Origin of the sequence: Vibrio astriarenae (assembly GCF_010587385.1) — a bacterium.
Lineage (GTDB): Bacteria > Pseudomonadota > Gammaproteobacteria > Enterobacterales > Vibrionaceae > Vibrio > Vibrio astriarenae.
Genome location: NZ_CP047475.1, coordinates 2,440,050 through 2,466,666 on the forward strand (window position 1 = coordinate 2,440,050; position 26,617 = coordinate 2,466,666).

24 protein-coding genes are annotated in these 26,617 nt (G+C 45.8%); 6 read left to right on the plus strand and 18 right to left on the minus strand.

Translation table 11 applies throughout. From position 1 onward, the window contains the following. The first annotated feature begins 52 nt into the window (after positions 1-52). Positions 53-2,398, plus strand: coding sequence for a PilZ domain-containing protein (locus tag GT360_RS11420; protein WP_164648993.1), 2,346 nt, complete (start codon positions 53-55; stop codon positions 2,396-2,398). Between the two features lie 70 nt (positions 2,399-2,468). Here the strand turns inward: GT360_RS11420 and serB are convergent, their stop codons facing one another. Continuing rightward, on the minus strand, positions 2,469-3,446 hold the full coding sequence (serB, locus tag GT360_RS11425) for a phosphoserine phosphatase (protein ID WP_164648994.1): 978 nt from the start codon (positions 3,444-3,446) through the stop codon (positions 2,469-2,471). A 100-nt stretch (positions 3,447-3,546) separates the two neighbouring features. Here serB and GT360_RS11430 point away from each other — a divergent pair, with 100 nt between their 5' ends. Beyond that, positions 3,547-4,149 carry a YtjB family periplasmic protein gene (locus GT360_RS11430; RefSeq protein WP_164648995.1) on the plus strand — a complete coding sequence of 201 codons (603 nt, stop codon included), beginning with the start codon at positions 3,547-3,549 and terminating at the stop codon, positions 4,147-4,149. A gap of 86 nt (positions 4,150-4,235) precedes the next feature. On the opposite strand, the gene GT360_RS11435 is transcribed toward GT360_RS11430, so the two are convergent. The 5 genes from GT360_RS11435 to rppH are packed head-to-tail and all read right to left on the minus strand — an operon-like array spanning position 4,236 to position 9,506. Beyond that, a complete protein-coding gene (locus tag GT360_RS11435) occupies positions 4,236-5,087 on the minus strand; it encodes a thymidylate synthase (RefSeq protein ID WP_164648996.1) in 852 nt (283 codons plus the stop codon). Beyond that, complete coding sequence (gene lgt, locus GT360_RS11440; protein ID WP_164648997.1) at positions 5,084-5,911, minus strand: prolipoprotein diacylglyceryl transferase; 828 nt, start codon at positions 5,909-5,911, stop codon at positions 5,084-5,086. Before lgt ends, GT360_RS11435 begins: the two co-directional genes overlap by 4 nt. Before the next feature lie 26 nt (positions 5,912-5,937). Further along, positions 5,938-6,732 carry a sulfite exporter TauE/SafE family protein gene (locus GT360_RS11445; protein ID WP_164648998.1) on the minus strand — a complete coding sequence of 265 codons (795 nt, stop codon included), beginning with the start codon at positions 6,730-6,732 and terminating at the stop codon, positions 5,938-5,940. A gap of 9 nt (positions 6,733-6,741) precedes the next feature. After that, a complete protein-coding gene (gene ptsP, locus GT360_RS11450) occupies positions 6,742-8,985 on the minus strand; it encodes a phosphoenolpyruvate--protein phosphotransferase (RefSeq protein WP_164648999.1) in 2,244 nt (747 codons plus the stop codon). Positions 8,986-8,987: 2 nt separating this feature from the next. Then, on the minus strand, positions 8,988-9,506 hold the full coding sequence (rppH, locus tag GT360_RS11455) for an RNA pyrophosphohydrolase (protein ID WP_164649000.1): 519 nt from the start codon (positions 9,504-9,506) through the stop codon (positions 8,988-8,990). A gap of 630 nt (positions 9,507-10,136) precedes the next feature. On the opposite strand from rppH, the gene mutH reads away from it, so the two are divergent. Beyond that, positions 10,137-10,805 carry a DNA mismatch repair endonuclease MutH gene (gene mutH / locus GT360_RS11460; protein ID WP_164649001.1) on the plus strand — a complete coding sequence of 223 codons (669 nt, stop codon included), beginning with the start codon at positions 10,137-10,139 and terminating at the stop codon, positions 10,803-10,805. A gap of 7 nt (positions 10,806-10,812) precedes the next feature. Here mutH and GT360_RS11465 read toward each other — a convergent pair whose 3' ends face one another. From GT360_RS11465 to brnQ, 7 genes are all read right to left on the minus strand, one after another. Then, entirely contained in the window at positions 10,813-11,124 is a 312-nt protein-coding gene (locus GT360_RS11465) for a DUF6482 family protein (RefSeq protein WP_164649002.1), read from the minus strand. Between the two features lie 145 nt (positions 11,125-11,269). After that, positions 11,270-11,521 carry a DUF1127 domain-containing protein gene (locus tag GT360_RS11470; protein ID WP_164649003.1) on the minus strand — a complete coding sequence of 84 codons (252 nt, stop codon included), beginning with the start codon at positions 11,519-11,521 and terminating at the stop codon, positions 11,270-11,272. A 107-nt stretch (positions 11,522-11,628) separates the two neighbouring features. Further along, a complete protein-coding gene (locus GT360_RS22000; protein WP_275426969.1) occupies positions 11,629-11,757 on the minus strand; it encodes a hypothetical protein in 129 nt (42 codons plus the stop codon). Between the two features lie 334 nt (positions 11,758-12,091). After that, positions 12,092-13,423, minus strand: coding sequence for a cyclic-di-GMP-binding transcriptional regulator VpsR (vpsR, locus tag GT360_RS11475; protein WP_164649004.1), 1,332 nt, complete (start codon positions 13,421-13,423; stop codon positions 12,092-12,094). Between the two features lie 336 nt (positions 13,424-13,759). Beyond that, the gene (gene lysS, locus GT360_RS11480) at positions 13,760-15,277 is read right to left on the minus strand and encodes a lysine--tRNA ligase (RefSeq protein ID WP_164649005.1); all 1,518 of its coding nucleotides are present in this window, start codon (positions 15,275-15,277) and stop codon (positions 13,760-13,762) included. Positions 15,278-15,315: 38 nt separating this feature from the next. Further along, a protein-coding gene (prfB, locus tag GT360_RS11485) for a peptide chain release factor 2 (RefSeq protein WP_164649006.1) occupies positions 15,316-16,414 on the minus strand; the annotation gives its coding sequence in 2 pieces (ribosomal slippage) (positions 15,316-16,338 and positions 16,340-16,414; 1,098 coding nt in all). 151 nt (positions 16,415-16,565) lie between these two features. Further along, entirely contained in the window at positions 16,566-17,879 is a 1,314-nt protein-coding gene (gene brnQ / locus GT360_RS11490) for a branched-chain amino acid transport system II carrier protein (RefSeq protein WP_164649007.1), read from the minus strand. Positions 17,880-18,214: 335 nt separating this feature from the next. Here brnQ and GT360_RS11495 point away from each other — a divergent pair, with 335 nt between their 5' ends. After that, positions 18,215-18,946, plus strand: a complete 732-nt coding sequence (locus GT360_RS11495; RefSeq protein WP_164649008.1) for a tRNA1(Val) (adenine(37)-N6)-methyltransferase — start codon at positions 18,215-18,217, stop codon at positions 18,944-18,946. A gap of 121 nt (positions 18,947-19,067) precedes the next feature. After that, positions 19,068-20,294, plus strand: coding sequence for an ATP-dependent RNA helicase SrmB (srmB, locus tag GT360_RS11500; RefSeq protein WP_164649009.1), 1,227 nt, complete (start codon positions 19,068-19,070; stop codon positions 20,292-20,294). Between the two features lie 300 nt (positions 20,295-20,594). On the opposite strand, the gene prfC is transcribed toward srmB, so the two are convergent. The 5 genes from prfC to ubiT form a co-directional block, all read right to left on the minus strand. Continuing rightward, the gene (gene prfC, locus GT360_RS11505; RefSeq protein WP_164649010.1) at positions 20,595-22,175 is read right to left on the minus strand and encodes a peptide chain release factor 3; all 1,581 of its coding nucleotides are present in this window, start codon (positions 22,173-22,175) and stop codon (positions 20,595-20,597) included. A 168-nt stretch (positions 22,176-22,343) separates the two neighbouring features. Next, positions 22,344-22,799, minus strand: coding sequence for a ribosomal protein S18-alanine N-acetyltransferase (rimI, locus tag GT360_RS11510; protein ID WP_164649011.1), 456 nt, complete (start codon positions 22,797-22,799; stop codon positions 22,344-22,346). A gap of 5 nt (positions 22,800-22,804) precedes the next feature. Continuing rightward, on the minus strand, positions 22,805-23,215 hold the full coding sequence (locus GT360_RS11515; RefSeq protein WP_164649012.1) for a DNA polymerase III subunit psi: 411 nt from the start codon (positions 23,213-23,215) through the stop codon (positions 22,805-22,807). A 106-nt stretch (positions 23,216-23,321) separates the two neighbouring features. Continuing rightward, positions 23,322-23,825 (minus strand): GNAT family N-acetyltransferase, encoded by a 504-nt coding sequence (locus GT360_RS11520; RefSeq protein ID WP_164649013.1) that lies wholly within the window; start codon positions 23,823-23,825, stop codon positions 23,322-23,324. Further along, complete coding sequence (gene ubiT / locus GT360_RS11525) at positions 23,815-24,336, minus strand: ubiquinone anaerobic biosynthesis accessory factor UbiT (RefSeq protein WP_164649014.1); 522 nt, start codon at positions 24,334-24,336, stop codon at positions 23,815-23,817. The genes GT360_RS11520 and ubiT overlap by 11 nt, the downstream gene beginning before the upstream one ends. A 181-nt stretch (positions 24,337-24,517) precedes the next feature. Between ubiT and GT360_RS11530 the strand changes: the two genes are divergently transcribed. Further along, positions 24,518-26,554, plus strand: a complete 2,037-nt coding sequence (locus GT360_RS11530) for a putative bifunctional diguanylate cyclase/phosphodiesterase (RefSeq protein ID WP_164649015.1) — start codon at positions 24,518-24,520, stop codon at positions 26,552-26,554. Positions 26,555-26,617 lie beyond the last annotated feature (63 nt).

Below are 26,617 nucleotides of genomic sequence, written 5' to 3' on the forward strand. Positions count from 1 at the left end.
ATTAACGTTATACAGTCGATAATTTTAATTAAGCCCGAAGTCTAACAAAAACATGCAACAAGCCGAAATCCTTTCCATCGTTGAGCGCCTTCTCCCTGCCTACCATGCGGCAGACTTTGAGACCGTATTAGACCAAGTCGTTGGTGATCACTCACCGACCGCTAAACTATTGGTTAAGATGGAAATGAATCGTCTTATGTCACCTTGCACAAAAAAAATCGATCTCCGTGGGAGGGTTCAAGGTGAATGTCGCGAGTTTACGCTTGATGGTATTCAACACTGGTTAGATGATGTGGCCTTTAACGCCTATCACAAAAATATTAAGAAGTACGGAAGCTATACTGAGGGCGTTTGGGAAGCGATGGTCAACACGCGCAATAACTACCGCGTAATGACTCAGAAGAACCGCGCAACGACAAACCCGAATGGCGTCGAAGAGTATCAGTTTTCTGTCGAGTCCGTACACTTGGGCTTTGACTTGAAAAGAAAAGAGAATCGCCTCAAAGTGGCTTCTCAAGTTGAAATGAAACTCTCGCAGGGGCAGCAGATTCACGCTGTGACTGTCGATCTCTCTGACTCTGGCGCTAAATTTAAAGTGCCGACAGCGTTCAACTACAAACTCGGTGAAGTCATCGACGTCTACTTTTTAGAACTGGCAAAAGGTTCAAAGATTGAAGATGTCGATAATCATCTAGACTATCGAGTCGTCGGTATCGACCAGTGTTATGAGAATGATGCCGTAAAGTATCTACGTACGATCAAGCTTTCTCCTAGCGATCTTCCTGATCGCTTAATTCGAGAAGCGCTGAAGAACACCAGCCAGCGCGTGCGCCATGATAACCAAGATAAGATCATTCGTGCGCGAACGCGTGGCTATGAACATACTTTTCTTAAGCACACCTGCAACCTGCCCGTCTTTTTCAGCAAAAATGAGCTGAAACTCGTCCTGATGACAGAAAACAACAAATCCATCTGGCAATATTGGCAGGATGAGCGCAATCAACAAGCACTCAGCTCTCTGTTTAGCAAAGAGCGCATGTCTCTCATGGCTCAGACAGGAGTGAAGTCCACCAGCAATATTCTCTATTCGTTTAAACACAAACACCAAGATAAATCCCTGTTCTACTCGATGATGGTGCCAGAGGCCAATCGAGAAGAGCGTAAACTGTTTTGGCATGTCGGCGCTCGTCGGGCGAGTTGGAAGGTATTTAAGCTTCATGTGTTTGAGCTAGACAGTGAAGAACGAGAAGAACTTGCTCGTCATGCGAATGAGCTAAACCTGGATGCTCAAGAGCTGACACACTGTGGCGTTTTGCAGGAACTGGCTGACACACAATCTGCCAGAGACTACCTATTATCAGAAAAGCCACTGCTCGATACCAAGGTGCTGAATAAGTTCAGACAATCTAGAGCAACGGATAACCGAGTACTCTCTCTCTACTTCGATGCTTGTACTCGACGCCGTGAGCCACGTTATAAGCTTCGCTCTCCGATTTTCCTGAGCAATCATTCAGGGCAAACCGTCGCGGGTGTGACAACTGACATCTCAAAACATGGCCTCGGGGTGATACTCAACGAGTCCATCAATCTGATTGCTGACGAGATGTGTCATCTCAACTTTAAAGAGCTACAGCTCTATGATAAGTCTTTGCCGCTAAGCAAAGTTAGCTATCAGGCTGTTCGTGTTGGCTCGACAGGTAAACAGATTCAACTCAAACTTGAGTACAACACTGAAAACAGCCGTGTTGCTGCCTTTTTTGAGAAAGTCATACGCCACAATGAAGGCAAACTGATAGAAAAGAACGAGATACTACCAAGTAACGCCATTCTAGAAGGCCTACACAATATCCTGCTCGATAAGGTCGTCAGTGCTCCGCTGTTTTTTGAAAAGCAAAACAACAATATCAAACCAAGAGTTATTGGTATTAACCAGCCTCTCGCAGATTGCTTAATGCCTTTCGCTCGTTTGGGCGGTGAGCGTAAATTTGTACTCGACCCGATCTTTAAGGGCCGAACCAATACTCTCATTGCGCAGCCAATGAAGCGTATTGATGGCGCTGGCCCACACTACTTCGAAGTGTATGTACACTCTATGCTGCTCAATGAGCGTACTCAACGGGTACAAACACGCTTGTCGACAGAGTTCGATTCTGTCAAAGAGCGATTGCAATTTATTAAGAAAGCACAGACCGTTGGTCGCTTCTTCGCACTACGCATTTCTTCTGCGCCGGTTTTTGATCCCATCACTAGCTTGCTGCGCAAAGATATTGATGAACTCATTTCGATAAGCCTGACTCAGGCGAGAAATCTCGAAAAAGAGATCCTCGGCATTGTGGGTTACAGCGAGGTTGTCGATGTGACTGATGAAGTTCTAGTTCGCTTGGAGCTCACCCGATAAAACGATAATCTGGTAACACAAAAATGACCGCATTCGCGGTCATTTTTGTTAAAGGCTATTTGGGTTTGATTTACTTGGTTTTCCAACTCACCTTGCCTTGCTTGGCATACTGAGCAGATAAAATACAAAGTACTCCGCCTAACCCAATGTGGCGAATCGCTGTCTGTGCCTCTTGCTCTACCTTGGGCTTAGCATGATAGGCAATGCCAAGGCCCGCCTCTCCCATCATAACCAGATCGTTTGCACCATCACCCACTGCAACTGTATTGTGGATTTCAATGTCATACTGTTCAGCTAACTCATGCACGATATCTGCCTTAGTTTGAGCAGAGACCACATCACCAAGCACGTTGCCAGTCAACTTACCATCAACAATTTCCAGTTGGTTCGAGCGGGCATAATCCAGCTCAAGCATCTCTTTAAGGTGGTCACTAAAATAGGTGAAGCCACCCGAAGCAATGGCGGTTTTCCAGCCAAAACCTTTTAACGCGTTGATCAGGGCAGTCAAGTCAGGCATCAAAGGTAAGGTACTGCGTACAGACTCAAGTATGGATTCATCGGCACCCTTGAGTTTACTTACTCGCTGGCGAAGGCTTTGCTCAAAGTCTAACTCTCCCTGCATAGCGCGCTCTGTGACTTCAGAGACCTCTTCTCCCACACCTGCGAGCTTGGCAATTTCATCAATACACTCAATCTGAATGGCCGTTGAATCCATATCAAACACAATCAGCCCTGGTTTAGACAAGTCCGGCACATCATGCAAGGTCGCATATTCCAGCTCTAGCTCATCCAAAATCGCCTTGTGTTCTACTGTCATATTTCCGCGCATCAAGGCGACTTCATATGGCCCGACTTGCCACACATCAACAATGTGGTTGTAGAAACCAGTGTAGAAATCGATGTCATCTAACTGAGCACACGCCAGTGAGCGGCCAAAAATAACCCAATTAGCTTTGCTCTTTTCTAACTGCGAGCTCGCGTGCACCTCTGGAAAACGATTCAATAGTGCTGTGTGTTTGCGAATGGGTAATTTACGTAACAAATCCATGTTTCTCATCCTGTCGAAGTTTCAATAACGTTACCCTATTGCTTTTTATAAACGCAAGTATCAATATTACGTGAATATGAATATTTCATGAGCTTAGGTTATGAACCAGTCACTATTCTCCTTTCGCAATGCTCTAAAAGTCGTCGGTTTTATCCTGCTCACGACCATGGTCGCCGTGATCGCGGTAAACAGCTTACGCATCAGCAAAGAGAATGAACGTATCCAAGCAAACCAGTTGGAAACGCTGACTAAAATACTCATCTCACAAGCCTCACTCTCTGCCAGTGAAATGATCGAGCAAGAGGATCAAGAGCGCCTTCTCACCCTGACTAATCAGCTTGCTCAAGACCGTTTGGTATTCGATGCGACTGTCTATGACGCCGAAGGCATCAAGCTCGCCGCAAGTGAGGGAGCTCTCAGTGCGAGAGAAGTACTTGGTCTTGATACCCCACTTTCCACAGCAAGAATAGGACGTCAGCAATTGGTAGAGCCTGTGATCAGTGATGGTGCCATCATTGGCTTTGTGCGTATCACCTTTGAAACAGGACGCGTAACCGCGGTATCAGACCATTTCTACCGAAAAAGTGACCGCTACATGTATGGCTTAATTGCTCTTAGTTTCTTGTGTGGCTTGTTAATGGTCATCCTGCTCAAGCGTAAGCCTAAAAAGAAAGGTGAGAACCTTTTGTTGAAAGGGCTATAACGTTCAGAGTTCATTAAGAATAAAAAAGAGGATAGACCAAGTGGCTATCCTCTTTTCGTTTTAAAGTCGAGAGTTAAACGGTTCGGCTACACCGAAAATGGGTAACGAATTGGATCATGTGACTCGTAACCCACTACCTCAAAATCATCCAGTGTTACCCAAGTTTCTAAATCTTCAAGTGATTTGATTTTAGGGTTAATCTTGAACTGTGGTGCGGCTAGCGGCTCGCGTTTAAGCTGCACATCTCGCATTAACTCAAGCTGATCTTCATAAATGTGCGCATTGACGATCTTGTGATAAGCAACCCCTGGCTTCTTACCCGTGATCTGAGCCATGATAGCAAGGAACACATACACTTGAACCATATTGAAGTTCAGACCTAGTGGTACATCACACGAGCGCTGGGTACTGTTCAAGTACAGAGTATCACCGAGCAAAGAGAAATGGTGGCTGTACATGCACGGACGTAGGCAACCCATATGGAATTCACCCGGGTTGTAGAAGTTTAGAATCTCGCCACGGTCATCCACGCCACGGGTAAGATCGTCGACAATCTTGCGCAGCTGGTCAATGTGGCCGCCATCCGGTTTTGCCCAAGCGCGGCCTTGTACTCCATACACTCGGCCCATATCATCCTCACCTTTGCGATATGGGTTGTTCAGCCAAGCTTCGTTCAAGTTCGCATTCGCATCCCACGTCTTGGTTCCGAGCTTTCGAAAATCTTCAGCATTATCGTAGCCGCGAATGTAGCCAAGCAACTCAGCAACCGCCGCTTTCCAGAAGCTCTTACGCGTTGTTACAAGAGGGAATTGATTGTTCGCGACATCGTAAGTCAGGTCAGCGTTGATCACTGTCAGGCAACGTTTACCCGTACGCTCGTTTTCAATCCAAGTACCTTCATCAACGATGCGCTGACATAAATCTAAATACTGTTTCACGATTCACTCTTCTTTGCGTTTGATTGGTCTGAATAGTGGCCACGCTTATACGCCCAAGCCACCATGAGTCCACCAATAATAATCATAGGTAGAGACAAGATTTGTCCCATCGAAATAAAGTCACCAAATAGACCCAGGTGAGCGTCAGGCTCACGGACATACTCAACGAGGAAACGGAATGTACCATACCCCAGCAGGAATAAACCTGATACAGATCCAAGTGGGCGTGGTTTCTTGATGAACCAATTCAGGATAAAGAATAGCACCACACCTTCGAGTGCCATTTCATACAACTGCGATGGATGGCGAGGCAGCGGACCACCGTTCGGGAATACCACCCCCCAAGGCGCATCAGTCACACGCCCCCAAAGCTCACTATTCATGAAGTTGCCCAAACGCCCCATACCAAGGCCAAATGGCACTAGTGGTGCAATAAAGTCCGCTACGCCAAAGAAAGTTCGACCGTTCTTTTTTGCATACCAGAACATGGCGGTAATCACGCCGAGCAGACCACCATGGAAAGACATCCCCCCTGTCCACACCTTAAAGAGATAGAGCGGGTCTTGAATAAAAAGATCAAAGTTATAGAAAATGACATAGCCAACACGGCCGCCAATGACCACACCTAAAAAGCCAGCAAACAACAAATCTGACACTTGCTCACGAGTCCAACCACTGCCTTTTTTATCTGCACGGCGGTTAGCCAACCACAAGGCAAAAACAAAACCGACTAGGTACATTAAGCCGTACCAACGGACGGACAAAGGCCCAAGACTAAACAGCACTGGGTCAATGTTAGGAAATTCAATAAATCCTTGAGACATAGTTACTTTCTCTAATTGTGATAATACTATTTGAGTAGCATGATACCTGCTACAAAGAATAAAAATACGGCGAATAGGCGCTTCAACTGCACGGTTGGCATACTCGTGGCCATCATAGCACCAAAGCGCGTCGTTAATGCTGAAACCAGTGAAACGGCAAGCAGCGCCGGAAGGTAGATATAGCCGAGGCTATACGATGGAAGGTCATCAGCACTGACACCATTCAATATAAAACCCACCATTCCCGCTATAGCTAACACACTTCCACAAACCGAAGACGACCCTACTGCACGGCGCATTTCGATGCCATGGCGATTCAAAAATGGCACTGACATCGAGCCGCCCCCTATCCCTGCAAGGCTTGATACTAACCCGATACCCGAGCCGATAGACAGAGTGACTGGTTTTGAGGGCATTGGATAGTTTTTTTGACTGCGTGACGACAGCAACATTTGTAGCGCGAGGCAAAAAACGATAGCGGCAAAAACTTTGGGTAGATAGGCCGATGGTATGAACTCTGCAACATAAGCCCCCAGAAAACCACCCACGACAACGCCGGGCATCAGCCATTTAACCGCAAAGAAATCGACATTTCCCAGGCGAAGATGATTTAATGCTGACGAACCTGAAGTCACAATAATCGTTGCCAGAGAAGTGCCTAACGCCATTGGCATAATAATATCAGAAGGAACATCGATTAAAGGAAAGAGGAATGTCAAAGCTGGAACGACAATCAAGCCGCCGCCAATACCTAGCAAGCCAGCCATCAGGCCAACAAAACCGCCAAGCAAGCACAAGACAACGATAAGTTCTATGGACACGCTGTTTCCTTAGTGTTTACCCGCTCGAATAAAGCCTGCAAACTCTTTACTTTCAAAATGGTTGAGCATCATATCATAGATAGATTGAGCGTAGGATTGACCCAGTGCGTAATCTGCCAGTTGCTCTAGTTCTTCAAGTTGACTGTGGCAAAGTAAATATTTTACTTTGGCGACATTCGAGGTGTTCATACTAAGAGAGCGATAACCCATACCAACCAACAATAATGCCCCCATAGGGTCACCCGCTAACTCTCCACATACGCAAACAGGCAAGTTAACCGACTGACAAATCACTTGAATATGCTTAAGGGCAGAGAGTACTGCAGGGTGCATGGTTTCGTATAGAGTCGAAACCCGGCTGTTGTTGCGATCGACGGCGAGCAGATATTGGGTTAAATCGTTGGTACCCACCGAAACAAAATCAATTTTTTCTGCAATGTGTGGCAACAGGTAGAGCATGGAAGGCACTTCCACCATAACACCAATTGTCGGTCGCTTCAGCTCACAAAGCTCACTCACTTCTTGGTAGGCTTGCTCAAATAGCGTGATCGCATCATCGAGCTCTTGAACGTTCGAGACCATCGGCAGAAGAATACTCAGATTATCGTTACCCTGACTCGCGCGCAGCATTGCTCGTAATTGAATCAAAAAGATATCAGGATGGTCGAGCGTAAAACGAATGCCCCGCCAACCTAGAAATGGGTTTTCCTCTTCTATCGGGAAATAAGGCAATGCTTTATCTCCACCGACATCGAGGGTACGCATGACCACATTTTTACTTGGGTAAGAGGCCAAGACCGCTTGGTATTGCCCGACTTGCTCATCTTCTGACGGGAAGCGGTGCTGAAGTAAGAATGATATTTCCGTTCGGTACAGACCAACGCCATCAACCCCTTGGTTAATCGCGATACTGCTATCCGCGCTCAGACCAGCGTTGAGCATAATATCCACACCTAATCCATCAAGTGTTATCGCTGGCTGGTCCGAGTGGCGGCTCACCATGCGAGTGAGCTCTTTCTCTTCGTGTAACAGGCCACGATACTCTTGCAGTAGTTGGCGGTTAGGAGAAACAAACAACTTCCCGCTATAACCATCCACAATTCCAGCCAAACCACTGAGCTGAGTAATATCGCACTCCAGTCCCATAATGGCTGGGATACCTAGCGCACGAGATAAAATCGCGGCGTGCGAGTTAGCTGCACCTTCAATAGAGACGACTGCCAGCAACTTGTCTTTTGGTACCGAGGCAAGAATAGAAGCGGTCAGCTCCTGCACCACCATAATGATCGGCTTTTCTATCTCTTGCTGCTCTTGCTCCGTATTGTGCAAGAAAAACAGTAGACGCTGACCGAGCTCTTTAAAGTCTTGCGCTCGCTCGCGCAAATACGGGTCTGACATTTTTGCAAAGCGGCTGGAATAGGACTCTATTACCTGACGCAGTGCCCACTCTGCTCGATCATGTTGCTGGATCTGCTGACGAAGATCGTTCTTTAGCATCGGGTCATTGAGCAAGTGAGTAAAGAGATCAAAAATACCCTTTGCATCGGAGGTAAGCTCACCCTCAAGCTTTTTACGCATGCGACGGAAGTCCGCTTGAGCCGCCTCCATAGCCATGGCTAAACGCTCTTGCTCTTGGTCAACGTCAATCGCTGAAGCGGGTGCAACTTCATTTAGGTTAGGCTGCGTGTTATCCAGCCAAAATCGTCCAATCGCGACGCCGGTTGAAGCGGGTACACCGACTAACGTTCTTGAGTGATGGTTGGGTAACCAATGACCCAGAGTTTGTCCATGGGCAATAAGCACCGCCAACTGGGCAGATAAGGTCACTAAAAATGATTCTTCCGATTCATCAAATAACCTTGGTGTTTTTTGTTGGACCACCAAGACACCGAGCACTTTCTTACGGTGAATAATCGGCGTGCCGAGAAAGCTTTGGTAAACCTGCTCACCAAGCTCAGGGAAAAATTTAAAGTTGGGGTGTTTCGATGCTTCTGCAACGTTGATAGGTTCAGCGGTGCGCTTGACTAGCCCCACTAGACCCTCAGAGAAACGAATATGAATACTGTCGCCTTTGAACGTCAAACCCTGGGTTGCCATTAACTCAAGGCGCTCCATCTCTTCATTGGCGAGATAAACCGTGCAGCACTCTGTACTCATCGCGCTGCAGGTTTGTTTTACAAGGATAGACAAAGCCTGATGAAGGTCATCGACTCTAGATACTTGTTCAACTATGTCCCTTAGTTGAGAGAGCATTCCTATCCTCTTTTGTGCTTACGCTTTGACTTTAGTTTGCGCTCATGGAAAGGCATCGCAGCAGAAGCAAACTCTTTCATGGCTCGACGATAAACATCGCGCTTAAAAGAGACCACTTGTCTCACTGGATACCAATAGCTCACCCAGCGCCATCCATCAAATTCAGGCATGTTTCCACGCTGCATATTAACTCGCGATTCATCACAATCTAACTGCAACAGAAACCACTTCTGTTTTTGGCCAATACAGACCGGCTTGGAATCCCATCGAACTAATCGTTTGGGGAGTTTGTACCTCAACCAATGACGACTCGTTGCAACGATCTTCACATCATTTTTTGTTAAGCCGACTTCCTCGTATAACTCACGGTACATGGCTTCTTCAGGTGTTTCACCGTCATCAATTCCCCCTTGAGGAAATTGCCATGAGTGTTGTCCGAATCGTTTAGCCCAGAATACCTGACCATGGTTGTTACAAATCACAATACCGACATTTAAGCGGTAACCATCGCCATCGATCACTGGCCGACCTCAAATAAAATCTTTAATGACCGTGATTTTTCCACATATCCCCAATAACAGCAAACCCACAAGTGTGATTAATGCGTTATTTGTGCAACAAGCCGCTCTTTATGGATAACTTTTAGCCACACGTATAGTTATCAACACTACTTTGAGACATGGGCCACATTTATTCACCTTTTCTGTGAATAACCATGTGCAAAATAGCGAATCATTAGATCAAAAACTCAACACACGAAGGGGACCAAACCCTTAACCAAAATTAAAAATGGAGAATAAATATTTAAAATACAGGAAGTTAGATAAAAAATAATGACCTCACATCTGTTATTCAAACTCTCCTGAATAACTAAAAAAACAACTGGTCAAAGATCAACCACCAAGAACGTTATCCACACCAGAAACTGACTATTCGTCGTATCTTCAATTTTTCAACCATTTATCCGCCTCAAAACCCCTGTTTATTCATACATATTTTTATCAATCCTTGTTTTTCTCAAAACGATCTGTGGATAACTCTGATTTAAGTAACTCGTTACTCAATAATGGGGGGAATTAAACCATGACAGATCAATCATTGTGACGAGTCATCTGGTAAACTAATCGCACCACTTGCAAGTACCACGTGACATGAAAACCGAACCCCAATCAGAACAAGAGCTACTCGATAGAGCATGGCACATCGCAGGCATGACATTTGAGCAGTTGGCCAAAGAGGCCTCTATGGAAGTCCCTAAAGATCTTACAAGAGATAAAGGATGGGTTGGGCAGTTGATAGAGTGGCACCTCGGGGCAACCGCAGGCAGCAAACCCCAACAAGACTTTGAACAGCTCGGTATTGAGCTGAAAACCATTCCGATCGGCTATCAGGGGAAACCTCTCGAGACCACCTTCGTTTGTGTGGCTCCTTTGATGGGGCTGCATGGGCTCACTTGGCAAAATAGCCATGTAAGAAACAAACTCTCAAGAGTACTTTGGGTTCCAATTGAAGGAGAACGAGAAATTCCGTTAGCAGAGCGCAAGGTAGGAGCGCCATTGATATGGTCCCCCAGCCCAGAGGAAGAGCGCCAACTTCGCCAAGATTGGGAGGAACTAATGGAGATGATTGTGCTGGGACAGATTGAAAAGGTAACCGCTAGGCACGGAGAAGTACTTCAGCTACGCCCTAAAGCCGCAAACGGCAAAGCGCTAACTGAAGCCTATGGTTTCAGTGGAAAAATAATCAAAACGCGTCCTAGAGGCTTCTATTTACGAACTCAATTCACTGCAGCAATTCTTGATGCCTACTACGCATCCTGATCCGTAGCTAGTGAGTCACTAGAGACAACTCAATGTCACTGTAGCCAATCGTTGATTCTGAGCCACACTCGTCGTAAGCGTTGTGTAAACGCAAGTAGGCTTTATCAAAGCCTAATCGCGTCAGATCCTCTTTCACCAATTCCAATGAGTCGTAATGTACTGGCTCATTATCAACCGTCACTGGTTCGAGTTTGTGTTTATATTCCACTGCTAATTGATATTTAGCCAGGTCGGCACACCCTATCACAAAGATCTTTGGAGTGCGGTAGGTCTCTTTATGATAGCCATGCAACCATTTATCTAGTTGTCTTCTTTGCATCTTGCACCTCCATCATTGAAATTGTAGTCAAGGATGGAGGGACATCACTGTGTTCATCACACTTTAAGCTAAGTTAGTGTGTCAATTGTCTTTTTATTGCGACAGATAGAGTGACGGGAGAGTGATTCCTCACTCTCCCTTTGAGTTACGTTGTCGTTCTAGATTGTAGAACCCTTCTCAAATGTCTTACTCGACGTTCGGCAGTGTCTTTTGGCGCTTCCGTTTTTCCTATTGGACGACCAGAAAGATCCAAACCTATATCACGCAACAGGTGTGCACTGTGAAAAGGAAGGTGATGAGCACTTTTTCGTACTCTTCTTTGCCACGCTCTCTCTTCTTGTTTAAGGTCTGCTACGACAAGCCATGCTGCAAGTTTAAGGTAAATTGAATGACGCATAATATTTCTCCTGTTGGATAAATCACGCGGAGAACTGCAGCAAAAAATGGATCTATGGTGATGTCTTCGCTGCAGTTAACCGCAGCTTAGATAAGACTACGGAACGATTATTTAGCGCTAATATCTCGTGCGGGCATGCGTTTCGACGCACACTCAGCCGTGGAGGCAGAGTGTTTGTTTGCTGAAAAATCGGCATGCATAGCCCATACGAAATCAAACGTTTTGACAGTAATCATATGAGCCTCCTAGCTAAATAAGTTCCTGATAAGATGAGAGTAATAAAGCCTGTTGTACAAACTTAATTACTTTAGAGTGTCTTCACTCACGGTTAATTTTTACTCAACAAGATGAGTATTGCAAGGTGATTGTTTTTCTTTAAGTGAAAATAAAATTATCACCTCTTGATTAGTAAATAGTGGCCACTGTTACAAGATATTTAACTATAAATATGTGAGCAGGAAGACCTATTATGCGTGGGTTATTTGCTCGAAAGGCAGAAAGATCAATGAAATATAAAATGGCAACCCGTCGGTTGCCATCTATTAATAAAACTATCTAGTAAATTCACGACTACATGGAATTTTCACTGATCAGGTTGTGTTTATTCAGCAAGCGATACATTGTCGCTCTAGATACGCCTAGCTCTTTCGCCGCCTGAGATACTTGTCCATCGTGTGACTCAAGCACCAACATCAGGGCATCGCGTTCGCTGCGTTCACGAATGCTCTTGAGGCTCTGCTTGCCGTTATTTCTTTTTGGCATTTCGAGCTGACTTTCTTCGATAATTGGTTGCTCTGACATTAGAACAACGCGCTTAATTAAGTTCATCAGTTCACGAACATTGCCAGGCCAGTGATAACGAGCTAGGGACTTGATGGCATCTTCACTAAAGCTGCGTGCTTGGGCATTATAATCTTTCGCATAGACCTGTAAGAAATGGCGAGCCAGCAACGCAATATCACCAGAACGCTCTTTGAGGCTAGGAACATTAATTCTCAGCACATTAATGTAGTGGTAGAGGTCTTCATTAAAATCGCCATCTATTAGTGCTTTCTCGATATCCATTGAGTTTGCAGCAAGAATGCGCACGTCAACTTTTTTAAGGCCCTCACTGGTCTCTACCGTCCCCTCTTGGAGGAAACGTAATAAGTTGAGCTGCTGAGACTTAGGCAACGTGAGGATATCATTAAGCAGAATCGTGCCACCATCTGCGCGCTCCAGCATTGACCGAGTCCCAGCTTCAATGCCTATACCAAACAGTTCACTCTCTAAGCTTTGCTCTGAAAGTGCGCGACAGTTGACTGAAATAAATTCGCGCTGCGAGCGGGATGATGTTTTGTGGATCGCTCTTGCAACCTTTTCTTTTCCTGAGCCACTCTCACCATAGATCAAGATACTCACATCGGTGGGACCAATACGTTTTACCTGATCGCGTAAACGCTTCATTGGCATGGACTCACCCACCAGCCCCATATCACTATTGCTGCCAAAGTGTGGCCAGACTTTCGTCTCAAGTTTAAGCATGCCAAGTTGGTGACCGATAGTACTAAGAAGCTGCGTATCAGGAATAGGTGAGGTGAAGAAATCAATACAGAAGTTAACGATAAACTGGCAAATCGTATCAGATTTAAGTTGAGACTCTCGAATCAGTGCCATCCACCGCACGTGTTTATGTTGGCTTACTAAGCTCGCAATACCATTGAGGGAAAATTCATCATGGCTTAAATCAACAATACCGATACACGGCCCTGTCTCGTTAAATAATATATCCGCTTTGCGAAGGTCACCACTAATAGTACAGCTCCATCCGGCGCTTTCTAATACCTTCAACCAAGGCTCAGGCGTCCCGCCGACTACAATCAATGAGCCAGGGGTAGAATCCTGTCTAAAATGAGAGCCCATGTTCAATCCTTTAATCATTATCCTAAATACAAACTAGTGAAGTCTTGAGACAATAAAACATATCAAGTATCAGCATTAAGACTAACGTAACATTTTGTAACATTCTAGTTGGAAATTAATGAAAAAGTGCCTATTCCCTCGATTTAAGTCGGAAAACTCATCATTCAAGGACCTAAATTGGCAAATCTTCTTTGGTACTGATCCGATATTTATAAGTTAGTACATTAATTTTGAAATCAAACTATAACCCCTCTTCCACCGAATATTTACTAATTTTTATAAGCAAAAAAAAGAGCTACTCGAAAGCAGCTCTTTGAAAATATTATATATTTTACATTACGCCTGAGGACGCATTGCAGGGAATAGAATTACATCACGGATGGTGTGTGTATTGGTAAACAGCATTGCTAGGCGGTCAATACCGATACCTTGACCCGCTGTTGGCGGTAGACCGTGCTCAAGCGCTGTGATGTAGTCTGCATCGTAGTACATAGCTTCGTCATCACCTGCGTCTTTCGCGTTAACTTGCGCTTTGAAGCGCTCGTCTTGGTCTTGTGCATCGTTAAGCTCTGAGAAGCCGTTTGCGACTTCACGACCACCGATAAAGAACTCAAAACGGTCTGTGAAGAACGGGTTGTCGTCGCTACGACGTGCTAGAGGAGAGATATCCGCTGGGTAACCTGTGATGAACGTTGGTTGAATTAGCTGAGGCTCAGCCGTTTCACCAAAGATCTCTTCTAGAAGCTGGCCACAAGTCCAGAACGTTTCTACTTCTACGTGTACAGATTTCGCGATGGCGACCATCTTCTCACGATCTTGTAGGTCTGCTTCTGTTAGTGCTTGAATCTCAGCGTGCTCAGGATTGTAGTGTTTGATCGCATCGAACATGCTCATGCGAGCGTATTGACCACCGAACTCTACTGTCTCGTCGCCGTAAGGCATGGACGTTGAACCAAGAACGTCCATCGCTGCTGTACTTAGCATCTCTTCAGTCAGATCCATTAGATCTTTGTAGTCAGAGTACGCTTGGTAGAACTCCATCATTGTGAATTCTGGGTTATGACGTGGCGATAGACCTTCGTTACGGAAGTTACGGTTGATCTCGAATACACGGTCAAAACCGCCTACCACTAGGCGCTTAAGGTAAAGCTCAGGTGCAACACGTAGGTACATGTCGATGTCTAGCGCGTTGTGGTGAGTGATGAATGGACGAGCCGTTGCACCACCAGGGATCACGTGCATCATCGGCGTTTCAACTTCTAGGTAGCCCTTTGAGCTCATGAAGTTACGGATAGATGATACTAGCTTAGAGCGCACGATGAATGCATTACGAGAATCTTCGTTTACGATTAGGTCAACATAACGCTGACGGTAACGCATCTCTTGGTCAGTCAGACCGTGGAACTTCTCAGGAAGTGGACGAAGTGCTTTCGTTAGCAACTCGTAAGACTCCATGTTCACGTAAAGATCGCCTTTACCTGACTTGTGAAGTGCCCCTTTAACACCGATGATGTCACCGATATCTAGGCCTTGGTATTTCTCTTTAAGCTCTTTTTGAACATCTTTCGCTGCGTATGCTTGGATACGGCCAGATGTTTCTTGAATCGCTAGGAATGGACCACGCTTAGCCATTACGCGGCCAGCGATTGCAACAACGTGGTTTAGCTCTTCTAGCTCTTCCTTGGTCTTTTCACCGAATTCCGCTTGAAGGTCGCCAGCTAGGTGTTCACGACGGAAGTCATTTGGGTGACCATTTGCTTTGCAGCTCTGACGGATATGATCCAGTTTTGCGCGGCGCTCAGCAATTAACTTGTTTTCTTCTTGTACGTTTTCGTTTTGAACAGCATCAGTCATTTTCGATGTATCCTGTTTTCTCTTATGCGGTGAAAAGCTTATAGGCCTGATTTCAGGCTAGCTTCAATAAATTTGTCTAAGTCGCCGTCTAAAACCGCCTGCGTATTGCGGTTTTCAACGCCAGTGCGTAAATCTTTGATACGTGAGTCATCCAGTACGTATGAACGAATCTGGCTACCCCAACCAATATCTGATTTCGCATCTTCGTTGGCTTGTTTCTCAGCATTTTGCTTTTGAATCTCTAGCTCAAACAGTTTTGCACGAAGCTGCTTCATTGCTTGATCTTTGTTCTTGTGCTGAGAACGATCATTCTGACACTGTACAACGGTATTGGTTGGTACGTGCGTGATACGTACTGCCGATTCCGTGGTGTTAACGTGCTGACCACCTGCACCCGACGCACGGTAAACGTCAATGCGGAGATCGGCAGGGTTAATATCGATCTGAATGTTGTCATCAATCTCTGGATAGATGAATGCAGAAGCAAATGACGTGTGGCGTCGGCCACTTGAGTCGAAAGGTGACTTACGAACCAGGCGGTGAACACCCGTTTCAGTGCGCAACCAACCATAAGCATACTCACCTGAGATTCTTACCGTTGCACCTTTAAGGCCTGCGACTTCGCCTTCTGATACTTCAATCACTTCGGTTTTGAAGCCTTTCGCTTCAGCCCAACGCAAGTACATACGTAGCATCATTGAAGTCCAGTCTTGCGCTTCAGTACCACCAGACCCTGATTGCAGGTCGATGTAGCAATCTGATTCGTCATGATCACCTGAGAACATACGGCGGAATTCAAGCTTCTCAAGTTTGCCTTCCAGTTCAGCAAGCTCTGGCTCAATTTCATCAAATGTCTCTTGGTCTTCCTCTTCGACAGCAAGCTCAAGAAGACCATCGACGTCCTCTACGCCTTGATCAAGCAAGTCGATAGTTTCAACCACCGCTTCTAGAGATGCACGCTCTTTACCTAGCGCTTGTGCACGCTCTGGCTCATTCCATACATCCGGTTGTTCTAGCTCTGCATTAACTTCTTCTAGACGCTCTTTCTTGGCGTCATAGTCAAAGATACCCCCTAAGGACATTCGTGCGCTCAGTCACGTCCTTCAGACGGTTTTTAATAGGATTGATTTCAAACATGTTGTCTCAACATTTTAGAATAGAATTTAACCGCGAAAGTGTACTCAAAAATGTGACGAAGATACAGAAAAAATCATTGTCAATGTCTCTAGATATAGATCAAAAAAGCTGGCTATGCAGCCAGCTTCGTAGATTTATAGCAACTTTAAGCTTACACCATCTGCTTAGGCTCTTGCGCACCAGCAGTGCGACCGATGAACAAGCCTGCCGTGATTGCCAGTGCCGTAGGTAATAACCAGCCCATACCAACGCTAAATAGAGGCAGAATTTCGAACACTGACACATCAACACCCGCTACTTTTGCGGCGTCAATCAATGCGAACAACAAGGCTACTGCAACCACAACGCGCGACGCTGTTTTTGGATTCGCCAAGAATGGACGAACAAACGCCAGCGCAACGAGTGCGATTGCGACAGGGTAAAGAGCAAACAAAACAGGAACCGAAAGTGCAATCAATTGAGACAAGCCTACATTTGCCACTACAGCACAAGCAATACCATTGATCACTACCCACTTTTTGTAAGTAATCGATGTCAGTGACGAAAAATAGTCTGCACAGGCAGAAATCAAGCCAATTGCTGTAGTTAGACACGCAAGCAACACGATAACTGACAGTACAATCTGACCATAAGGACCAAACAGTGCTTGAACGTAGAGGCTTAAGATTGCACCGCCATTATCCGCACCCGCTGCTACAGCTGCGCTGGTTGCACCCAAGTAAAACAGAGATACATACACAAACGCGAGTCCTGCAGCGGCAATCACTGCTGCGCTCACTAAGTACTTTTTCGTCGCTGTCGTGTCGGTTACACCCTTACTGCGAATCGCATCAACGATCAGCATACCGAACATCAGTGCACCAAAGGTATCCATGGTGTTATAACCTTCAAGGAAACCTGTGGTGAAAGGCTGTAGAGCGTAATCACCCTGAGCTGAAATCATCTCACCCTGCGGATCAACAAACACAGCAAAAGCGAGCACAATCAACCCCAAAAACAGCGCCGGCGTTAGAAACTTACCGATAATGTCGATGAGCTTGCCCTGTGACCATGCGAAAAACATCGCGACACAGAAGAATAAAATAGAGAAAAGAGTCAGGTGGAACTGCTGCGCATCAGCTAAGAATGGACGAAATGCCATTTCATAAGCCACAAGCCCTGTTCTCGGGGCAGCGAAAGCAGGACCGATAATAATAAAGATTAACACTGTAATTAGGGTGGCGACGGCTTTCGGCAGGTCTTTGGTCATGTGCTGCCAACTACCACCAGCAAAAGCAAGAGCAATGACGGTCACCAATGGCAAGCCAACTGCCGTTAACAGAAACCCTAACATCGCTGGCATTAGGTTTTCACCAGCAAGTTGTCCTGCTATAGGTGGGAAAATAATATTTCCCGCGCCCAAGAAAAAGGCAAATAACATAAAGCCAACAGCGACAATATCGGCTAATTTTAAATTCTGGTTCACAACGTATTCCTCGTATTGGTTGATCCAACAACCGAACTTCAAAACGAGACTGCGATTATCGTTGGTGTTTTTCTTATTGTGTTTTGAGCGAAAGACAATCCAAGATCACATTCTTTAGAGTGCAAGGATAATGTACAATCAACACAGGACATTCAAGCGCGCAGTTAAAAACACCATATAAATTCAAATTAACCAGAAAAAACCAGTTATATTCACTGCCTTTTCTCTCAGATTGCGGTTTTATTGACTTTCCATTATCTAAATGACATTACTACCATTTAGTATCATTCACCACATAACATTAACAATACAAAGCATATAACTGCGTATAAGCCATGACACAAAATAAACAATTGAAGACAAAAAGCTTTAGATTTAAACAATTTAGTATTGAAGGTGGTAGTGCAGGTATGGCTGTAAGTACCGACGGCGTACTTCTTGGTGCCTGGAGTCAGTGTCACTCCAGTGGTGAGATACTTGATATTGGGACCGGAACAGGTCTACTTAGCCTCATGATTGCCCAGCGATATCCAGAGAAAAAGATTGTTGCCATTGATATTGATCCACATGCTTTTGAAGCGGCACGTCACAATGTCCACTCGAGTGCTTGGGCTCAACGTATATGTGTCGAGCTGGCACCACTTGAACAATACGCTTTGTCCCAATCCGGTAAATTATTCTCAGATATCATATGCAATCCACCCTATTTCAATAGTGGGGAAACTGCGCAAAGCTTGCAAAGAGCCACCGCTAGACACACTCAACAACTTAGCCATGAAGCTCTGGCACGAGATATCAGTCAGTTACTTCACCATCACGGCAAAGCGAGCTTGATCCTTCCGGTTGTTGAGGGAGAACAATTTCTGCTACTCGCACAACGTCACCATCTGTACGCCTCTCGACTCTGCTATGTTCATCCGACCAATACCAAACCAGCCTCTCGATTGCTTATTGAGCTCAAACACCAGGCTAATAAATGCGAAAACAGCGCACTCACCATTATGCAAGATGGAACATACAGCGCCGAATTTACTCAACTCACTCGTGAGTTTTACCTTAAAATGTAAGCAAGTCAGCGGAATAAGCCGGTTAGATGTCGTGATCTAGATCACTCAAGCTCGCTTCTTATTTCGACTGGGTATATAATACGCGCCCTTTACTTTTTACCCTGCTTGTGGAGAAACCACTGTGATTAAAACGTTTGCAGATTTAGACCTAGATCCTAACCTGCTGGATGCCATCGAAGAAATGGGCTTTTCTCGCCCAACTCAAGTTCAAGCAGAAGCGATTCCACAAGCGCTTGAAGGTCGAGATGTTCTTGCCTCTGCGCCTACCGGCACGGGTAAAACAGCTGCATTCGTGATCCCTGCTCTGCAATATCTGCAAGACTTCCCTCGCAAGAAGGCAGGTCCTGCCCGCGTACTTATCCTGACACCGACTCGCGAGCTGGCAATGCAAGTCGCTGACCAAGCGCGCGCACTGGCTAAGAACACCAAGCTCAACATCTTCACCATCACCGGTGGCGTCCAGTATGAAGAGCACGCAGATATCCTCAAAACAACACAAGATATTGTTGTAGCAACCCCGGGCCGCTTGATGGAATACATCAATGCAGAACGTTTTGACTGCCGCGCAATTGAATGGCTAATCTTAGATGAAGCTGACCGTATGCTGGATATGGGCTTTGGACCAACTGTCGACCGTTTGTCTGGCGAGTGCCGCTGGCGTAAACAAACACTGCTGTTCTCTGCAACACTTGAAGGCCGTGGTGTTGAAGGCTTTACTGCGGATCTACTAAAAAATCCTGCAGAGGTCGATGCTGAACCATCACGCCGTGAGCGTAAGAAAATCGCGCAATGGTATCACCGTGCCGATGACATGGAACACAAACTTGCCCTGCTGAAAGTGATCATCACTGAGCAAGCAGAGCGCACCATCGTCTTCCTTAAGACACGTGAGCGCTTAGCAGAGCTACGTGCTCAATTAGAGAGCGCACAGATCCCATGCTCTTGGATTCAAGGTGAAATGCCGCAAGATCGCCGTAACAACGCGATTTCACGCTTCCGCGATGGTACAGTGAATGTACTGCTGGCTACCGATGTTGCTGCGCGTGGTATCGACCTTCCAGATGTTAGCCATGTGATTAACTATGACATGCCGCGTACCGCTGATGTTTATCTGCACCGTATCGGTCGTACAGCGCGTGCGGGTAAGAAAGGTAATGCGATTTCACTGGTTGAGATGCATGACCAACCTATGATGGATCGTGTCGCTCGTTATGTGAAAGAGGACATCAAAGAGCGTTTCATTAAAGAGCTGCGCCCGAAACACAAAAAGCCAACGTTCAAGAAAAAGAACAAAAAGAAAGTAGAGAAAAAAAGCGCGAAGAAGAAAGTCGCGAAGAAGAAAAAATAATTTTCTACGCTGAATCAGATACAAAAATGCCACTTCGATTGAAGTGGCATTTTTATTTTTTAGGCTTGACTAACAATAAGTCATAAGTGCGCTTTTAGTAGATCCTGAAATAAATTCAGGATGACATTGATATTCAGGATGGCACTGTATTGGGTATATGAAATCACAAACATCCTGAATCACATGACCATCTGCACTTTAAATCACTATCAGCACTTCATATTGCTAATAGCGCGTCATATTAAACTTGTTTCAATATCTAATAAACAGTAGCGGTGAACCCAAAGCGCACTCGTCGTATTAGTGCTCGCGAGTCGCGCGGAAATCTACATCCGGGAAACGCTCTTGCGCTAGGTTTAAGTTGACCATGGTTGGAGCGATGTATGACAGATTGTCACCACCATCCAGAGCAAGGTTTGCTTGGTTCTTACGCTTAAACTCTTCCAGCTTCTTCTCGTCGCCACACTCAACCCAACGTGCAGTCGCAACGTTAACGCCTTCGTAGATAGCTTCTACGTTGTATTCTGCTTTCAGACGAGCCACAACCACATCAAACTGAAGCACACCAACGGCACCAACGATCAGGTCGTTGTTCTGCAGTGGACGGAATACCTGTACCGCGCCCTCTTCAGAAAGCTGTACGAGACCTTTTAGTAGCTGCTTCTGTTTCAATGGATCTTTTAGGCGAATACGACGGAATAGCTCCGGTGCAAAGTTTGGAATACCAGAGAACTTGAGCGCTTCACCTTGAGTGAACGTATCACCAATCTGGATAGTACCGTGGTTGTGCAGACCAATAATGTCACCCGCAAACGCATTCTCGGCACGAGAGCGATCGCCAGCCATGAAGGTCACCGCATCTGAAATGCTGACTTTTTTGCCTGTACGGACGTGATTCATCTTCATACCTTGCTTATAGGTACCCGATACAATTCGCATGAAGGCAATACGGTCACGGTGCTTAGGATCCATGTTCGCTTGGATCTTAAATACAAAGCCAGAGAAGTCCTCTTCTGTCGCTTCAACATCACGCTCAACCGCTTGACGAGTTTTCGGCGCAGGCGCCCACTTTGTTAGGCCATCAAGCATATGGTCAACACCGAAGTTACCCAGTGCGGTACCGAAGTACACTGGCGTTAGCTCGCCGGCTAGGAATAGCTCTAGGTCGAACTCTGGGCAAGCACCCATCACAAGTTCAAGCTCTTCACGCACGCTCTCGGCTAGGTCAGCACCGACTTTTTCGTCCAGCTCAGGGTTATCTAAGCCCTTGATAATACGAACTTCTTGGATTTCATGGCCGTGACCTGATTCATATAGGATCGTTTCATCACGGTGAATATGGTAAACACCTTTAAATTCTTTACCACAACCGATAGGCCAAGAGATTGGCGCACACGCCATACCTAGCTCACTTTCTACTTCGTCCAGAACTTCCATTGGGTCGCGAACGTCACGGTCCAATTTGTTCATGAAGGTCACGATAGGGGTATCACGCAGACGGGTGACTTCCATTAGCTTACGCGTACGGTCTTCGACACCTTTCGCCGCGTCGATAACCATCAGGCATGAGTCAACCGCAGTCAGGGTACGGTATGTATCTTCAGAGAAGTCTTCGTGTCCCGGAGTATCAAGCAGATTTACTAGGCAGTCGTTATAAGGGAACTGCATCACCGAGGTCGTTACCGAGATACCACGCTCTTTTTCCATCTCCATCCAGTCTGACTTAGCGTGTTGTGCTGAGCCACGACCTTTAACCGTACCCGCCTTTTGAATCGCGTTTCCGAATAAAAGTACTTTTTCTGTGATGGTGGTTTTACCCGCATCAGGGTGCGAGATAATCGCAAACGTGCGACGCTTGCTTACTTCTTGTTGAAAAGACATAAACGCCCTTTGCTTTGATTCATGAGTGAAGCGCAGAGAGGGTTTCGCCACTCTCTACCTTAAAATTTTGTGCGCGGATTATACAGAAAAGTCGCTATGTTCGCGACTCTTTATAGCCAAGAGCCAAGTCACTATTTATAGTTCTGCAGCTTTAAAAGCCAAGTCAACTTAGAATGACAAGAAAAGATAGCTCATGATAATGGCGTCTTCTTTGCCAGTCTCAGTCGGATAGTAGTTACGGCGACGATCCACCTCATTAAAGCCTTCCGCCTGATAAAGCTCAAAAGCACGAGTGTTACTCTCTCTAACCTCAAGCCAGGCACTGTCCGCTTTAAGTGCCTCACAGCGATCGAGAAACGCGTTCAGCAGTTGCTTACCGAACCCTTTACCTTGGTGTGCCGGGTCAATAGCAATATTAAGCAGCGTCACCTCTCCAACAATGTTTTGGGCGTAGAAGTACCCTATCACTTGGTCGTCTTTAAGCATGACATGGTGCTCCGCACCACGACTATTGATATCTCCAAGCAGCTTTTCACTCCAAGGGTGAGTATGGGCGCACTTTTCAATGAGATTAATGGCACTTAAATGCGAAGCATCAAGCGCAACAACGGAGAATTGAGTCATAAGAGTTACTGCTGTGATTGAATTTGAGACCACAACGCACGGCGCTGCTGGTTATTACCGTCGATCTGTTCAAGTAACGGGCTCGTCAGCACTTTTGCTGTCGACTCTTGCTCTGGACATCCCGCAAACCAAACCCATTCAACGCCTTCTAGTTCAATCTGAGACCAGTTTTGTGGTTCGATATGCCTGATCTGCTCTAACGAGAGGCTCATCGCTTTTAGCACTTTTGCTAAAAACTCAACCAAGGCGCCCTGAGGGCAAGAGGGAGAGACCAGTAATAGACGACACGACGCATCAAGTGTCTGCTTAGAGACCTCGATAGCTTCGAGACGTTCTGGGTGTGTGACTGTCCATTGAGTGATACCCATCTCTTTGAGATAAGCAGCGTGACGTTGACTTTGATTGAGGTGAGTCATGAGATGCGTTGAACCTAATATTTGAGCATGGAGATACTAGCAAAAGACAGCGAATATCTCCACTGAGCTATCCCCGTCAATCAGAGATAGTATCGATATGAGCGCTCTATAGTTCAGCAAATTCTGGGCAGTAACGAATCAGGCCTTGTTGACCATCAAAAGCACCAGGAATCAGTGGCTTAATCTGAAAAGCGCCTTCAGGCACATCCCATTGACAATGGAAGCCGTGCTGGTTTGCTGACTCAAAACCAAACTTACCATAAAGATTAGGATCGCCGAGTACGACACAGCCGTTATAGCCAAGCTCCGCCAATGAGTCGAAGCCTTCTTCAAGTAGTTGACGAGCAATACCTTGCTTCTGGAACTCAGGATGAACACAAAGTGGCGCTAACCCTTGCCAAGTCACATCATGGCCTTCGATTTCAACCGGTGTAAACAGCACATGACCAACAATTTGCCCCTCGTCAGTACAAGCGACCAGTGACAGAGTGATACGCCCATTTTCACGCAGTGTCTGAACGAGATCAGCTTCAGCTTGTGTTTCAAAAGTGTCACGTAGCAGTTGCCCAATCACGAGCATATCTGCAGGAGCTTCGGTTCTAATAAGCATTGCTTACCTCTTTAGGTGCTTGAGCATCATTGAGACCTTTCTCAACAAAATCGGCCAGTTGATTGAGCATGACTTGCATCGCTTTTGGTAAAGAGTCTAAATCGATGCTATCCATCAGATTTTTCACCTCAAGCCCAAGTTCAGTATCTCCCTCAATAGAGAGGCGACGTTGGAAAAACAGGGTGTCTGGGTCCTCTTTTCGACCAGCGATCAACACCAAATCATTCAAGCTGCCACTAAAGCTCACGTCTTCTTGAACGGGTTGATCAGCAACCACAAGTTTTTCATCTTGATAACTGATTAACCAGCTCACGTTTAAGTCTGATACCTCTACTTTCAGCCACTTATCTTCTAGAAATTCAAAATCACCATCTTCTAGCGCTTCTTGAAAAACTAACTTCAGACCTTCAAGAAGGGCTTTTTTTTGTACAGTTTTCGGCAATAAATGGATCGGAGATCTCAAAATCGAAGCTGCATTTTGAACTAATTGAGTGCGAATCTTGTTAATCACGCGTCTTTTCCGTTAATTTGTCGTTACTGCTCTCTATATTAAGAGAGTTACGTTTCATGATTCCTGTTGTGTATCAAGAAAACCCTCAGTTGAGCAAGTACTTTTATCTGTCGCAATAGCGCGTTATAGTACAGGAATTAGCAAAAAGGACGTTGATGAATAAGCGAGTTGGTTGTAGTTAATGCCTACCTCTGAATTAAAAACTTGGTTCTCCAAATTTACATCTAATAGTCCGTTCTATTTTGCTATTTTGGATGTCGAGCACCGATACGTAACGGTAAACTCGAAATATTGTGAGATCTCTGGGTTAGATACTGACAGCCTCATCGGGATGAATGACACCGATGTGTTAGGTACGCATGTTTATCACCACCTCAAACCTTATTATGAACGTGCTTTCTCTGGTGAACAGATCGAAGCTGAAATTACGCTCTATCTCGTGGATACTGAAACGAGTTTTCACTTCAGTCTCTCTCCAATGTTCAATGGCGAACAAATCGAACACATTGTTCTGCATGCCATCGACACCTCTGAAAAACAGATCCTAGCTCGCTCCCTGGAGGAGTCAGAAGACAAATTCAACAAGATTTCATACCTGATCCCTGAAGGCATCTTAATTGTTGAAGATGACTACATCATGTCCGCTAATGACGCTGCAGCGAACTTGCTAGGGTTCAGCTCCCATACGGAGTTGCTGGGTGAAGAGTTGTCACGACTGTTTGTCGATCAAAAAACCAAAGCCGTCTTCAATCAAAAGCTTCTGCACATTCTAAGCACAGCTCCACTCGAGTGCTTAAGTGGCCCACGCTGTCATATAGAACGTCGAGTTCGATTGTACTGTGACAAACTCAACGTGATGGGTTCACCATCTCATATCGTTGTTCTGCAAGATGCTGACCAACAAGCAAAACAGGCGACACCCACACAAACGTTCTCCAATATTGATTCGTTAACTGGATTGTTTAACCGTTTCGGATTCACCAAAAAACTAGAACAGTATATCGCGAATGAGACTCCCTTAGTGATGCTCTACCTTGATATTGATAACTTCAAAAATATCAACGACTCGCTTGGTCATCACATCGGCGACAAGGTGATTAAAGAGGTCTCTTCTCGTCTAAAACGCCTACTACCCCAGCATGCAACTTTGGGTCATTTAGGGGGCGACGAGTTCGGCATTATTCTGCCTGAGCCTGAAAGTTCTGTTGTGGTTGAGTCGTTAGCAGAACGCATTATCAGCCTCATCAACCAACCGTTTGATCTGCACCACTTTAGTAAGCGCCTTGCCTGCTCCATTGGCAGTGTTGCCTATCCCGGCGATGGCAATGACGCTCGGATTTTGCTGCAAAATGCGGATACTGCTATGTATGAAGCCAAAGATCGCGGGCGAAACCGGCTGATTAAGTTCAATGACCAAATGAACAAAGAGGCGCGTATGCGTCTTTGGTTGGAGATCGAGCTACAAAAAGCACTGCAACAAAATGGCTTGGAAGTTTGGTATCAACCGAAAGTCAGTGCGAAAGATTTCAGTATCAATGGTGCTGAGGCTCTTATTCGCTGGAAGCACCCGGTTGAAGGCTACATCAGTCCTGGTTCTTTCATCCCGGTAGCAGAAAAAGCAGGCTTGATCGAGCAACTAGGTCGAGTGGTGATGCGCGAAGTATTTACCACTGTTAAGCGCTGGCGCATGCAGGGCATCTTACCTGGTCGAGTAGCCATTAACCTCTCTCCGGAGCAGTTTGGTAACCCTAAGCTGATCGACTATATGGAGAAACTTTTAAAGTCGACAGGGTTAGACTCAAGCTGCATCACCTTTGAGCTCACCGAGAGCGCGGTAATGAGTGATGGAGAGCACACCATACAGATGCTACGTGCGATAAAAAGACTCGGCTTCTCTCTATCCATTGATGACTTTGGCACCGGGTACTCATCTCTGTCTTATCTTGCGCGTTTCCCGATTGATGAGCTGAAAATCGACCGTGCTTTTATCAACGATATTGATGAACTACCAAAGCAAGTGACGGTTATCGAAAACATTATCAATCTTGGTAAATCTCTCGATCTCACTGTGGTTGCAGAAGGGGTTGAGACCCAGCAGCAAGCCACTCTGTTATCGAACCTCAACTGTCACTCGATTCAAGGCTTCCATTTTTATCGTCCTCAACCAAAACAAGAGGTCGAGGAACTGTTTGCACAAAACCGTCGCCACAAGAATTAACACAAGGTCTCTAATCGCAGACCAAATTCCTACTTCTTACTGGGTATTTACCGATTAGTTGCC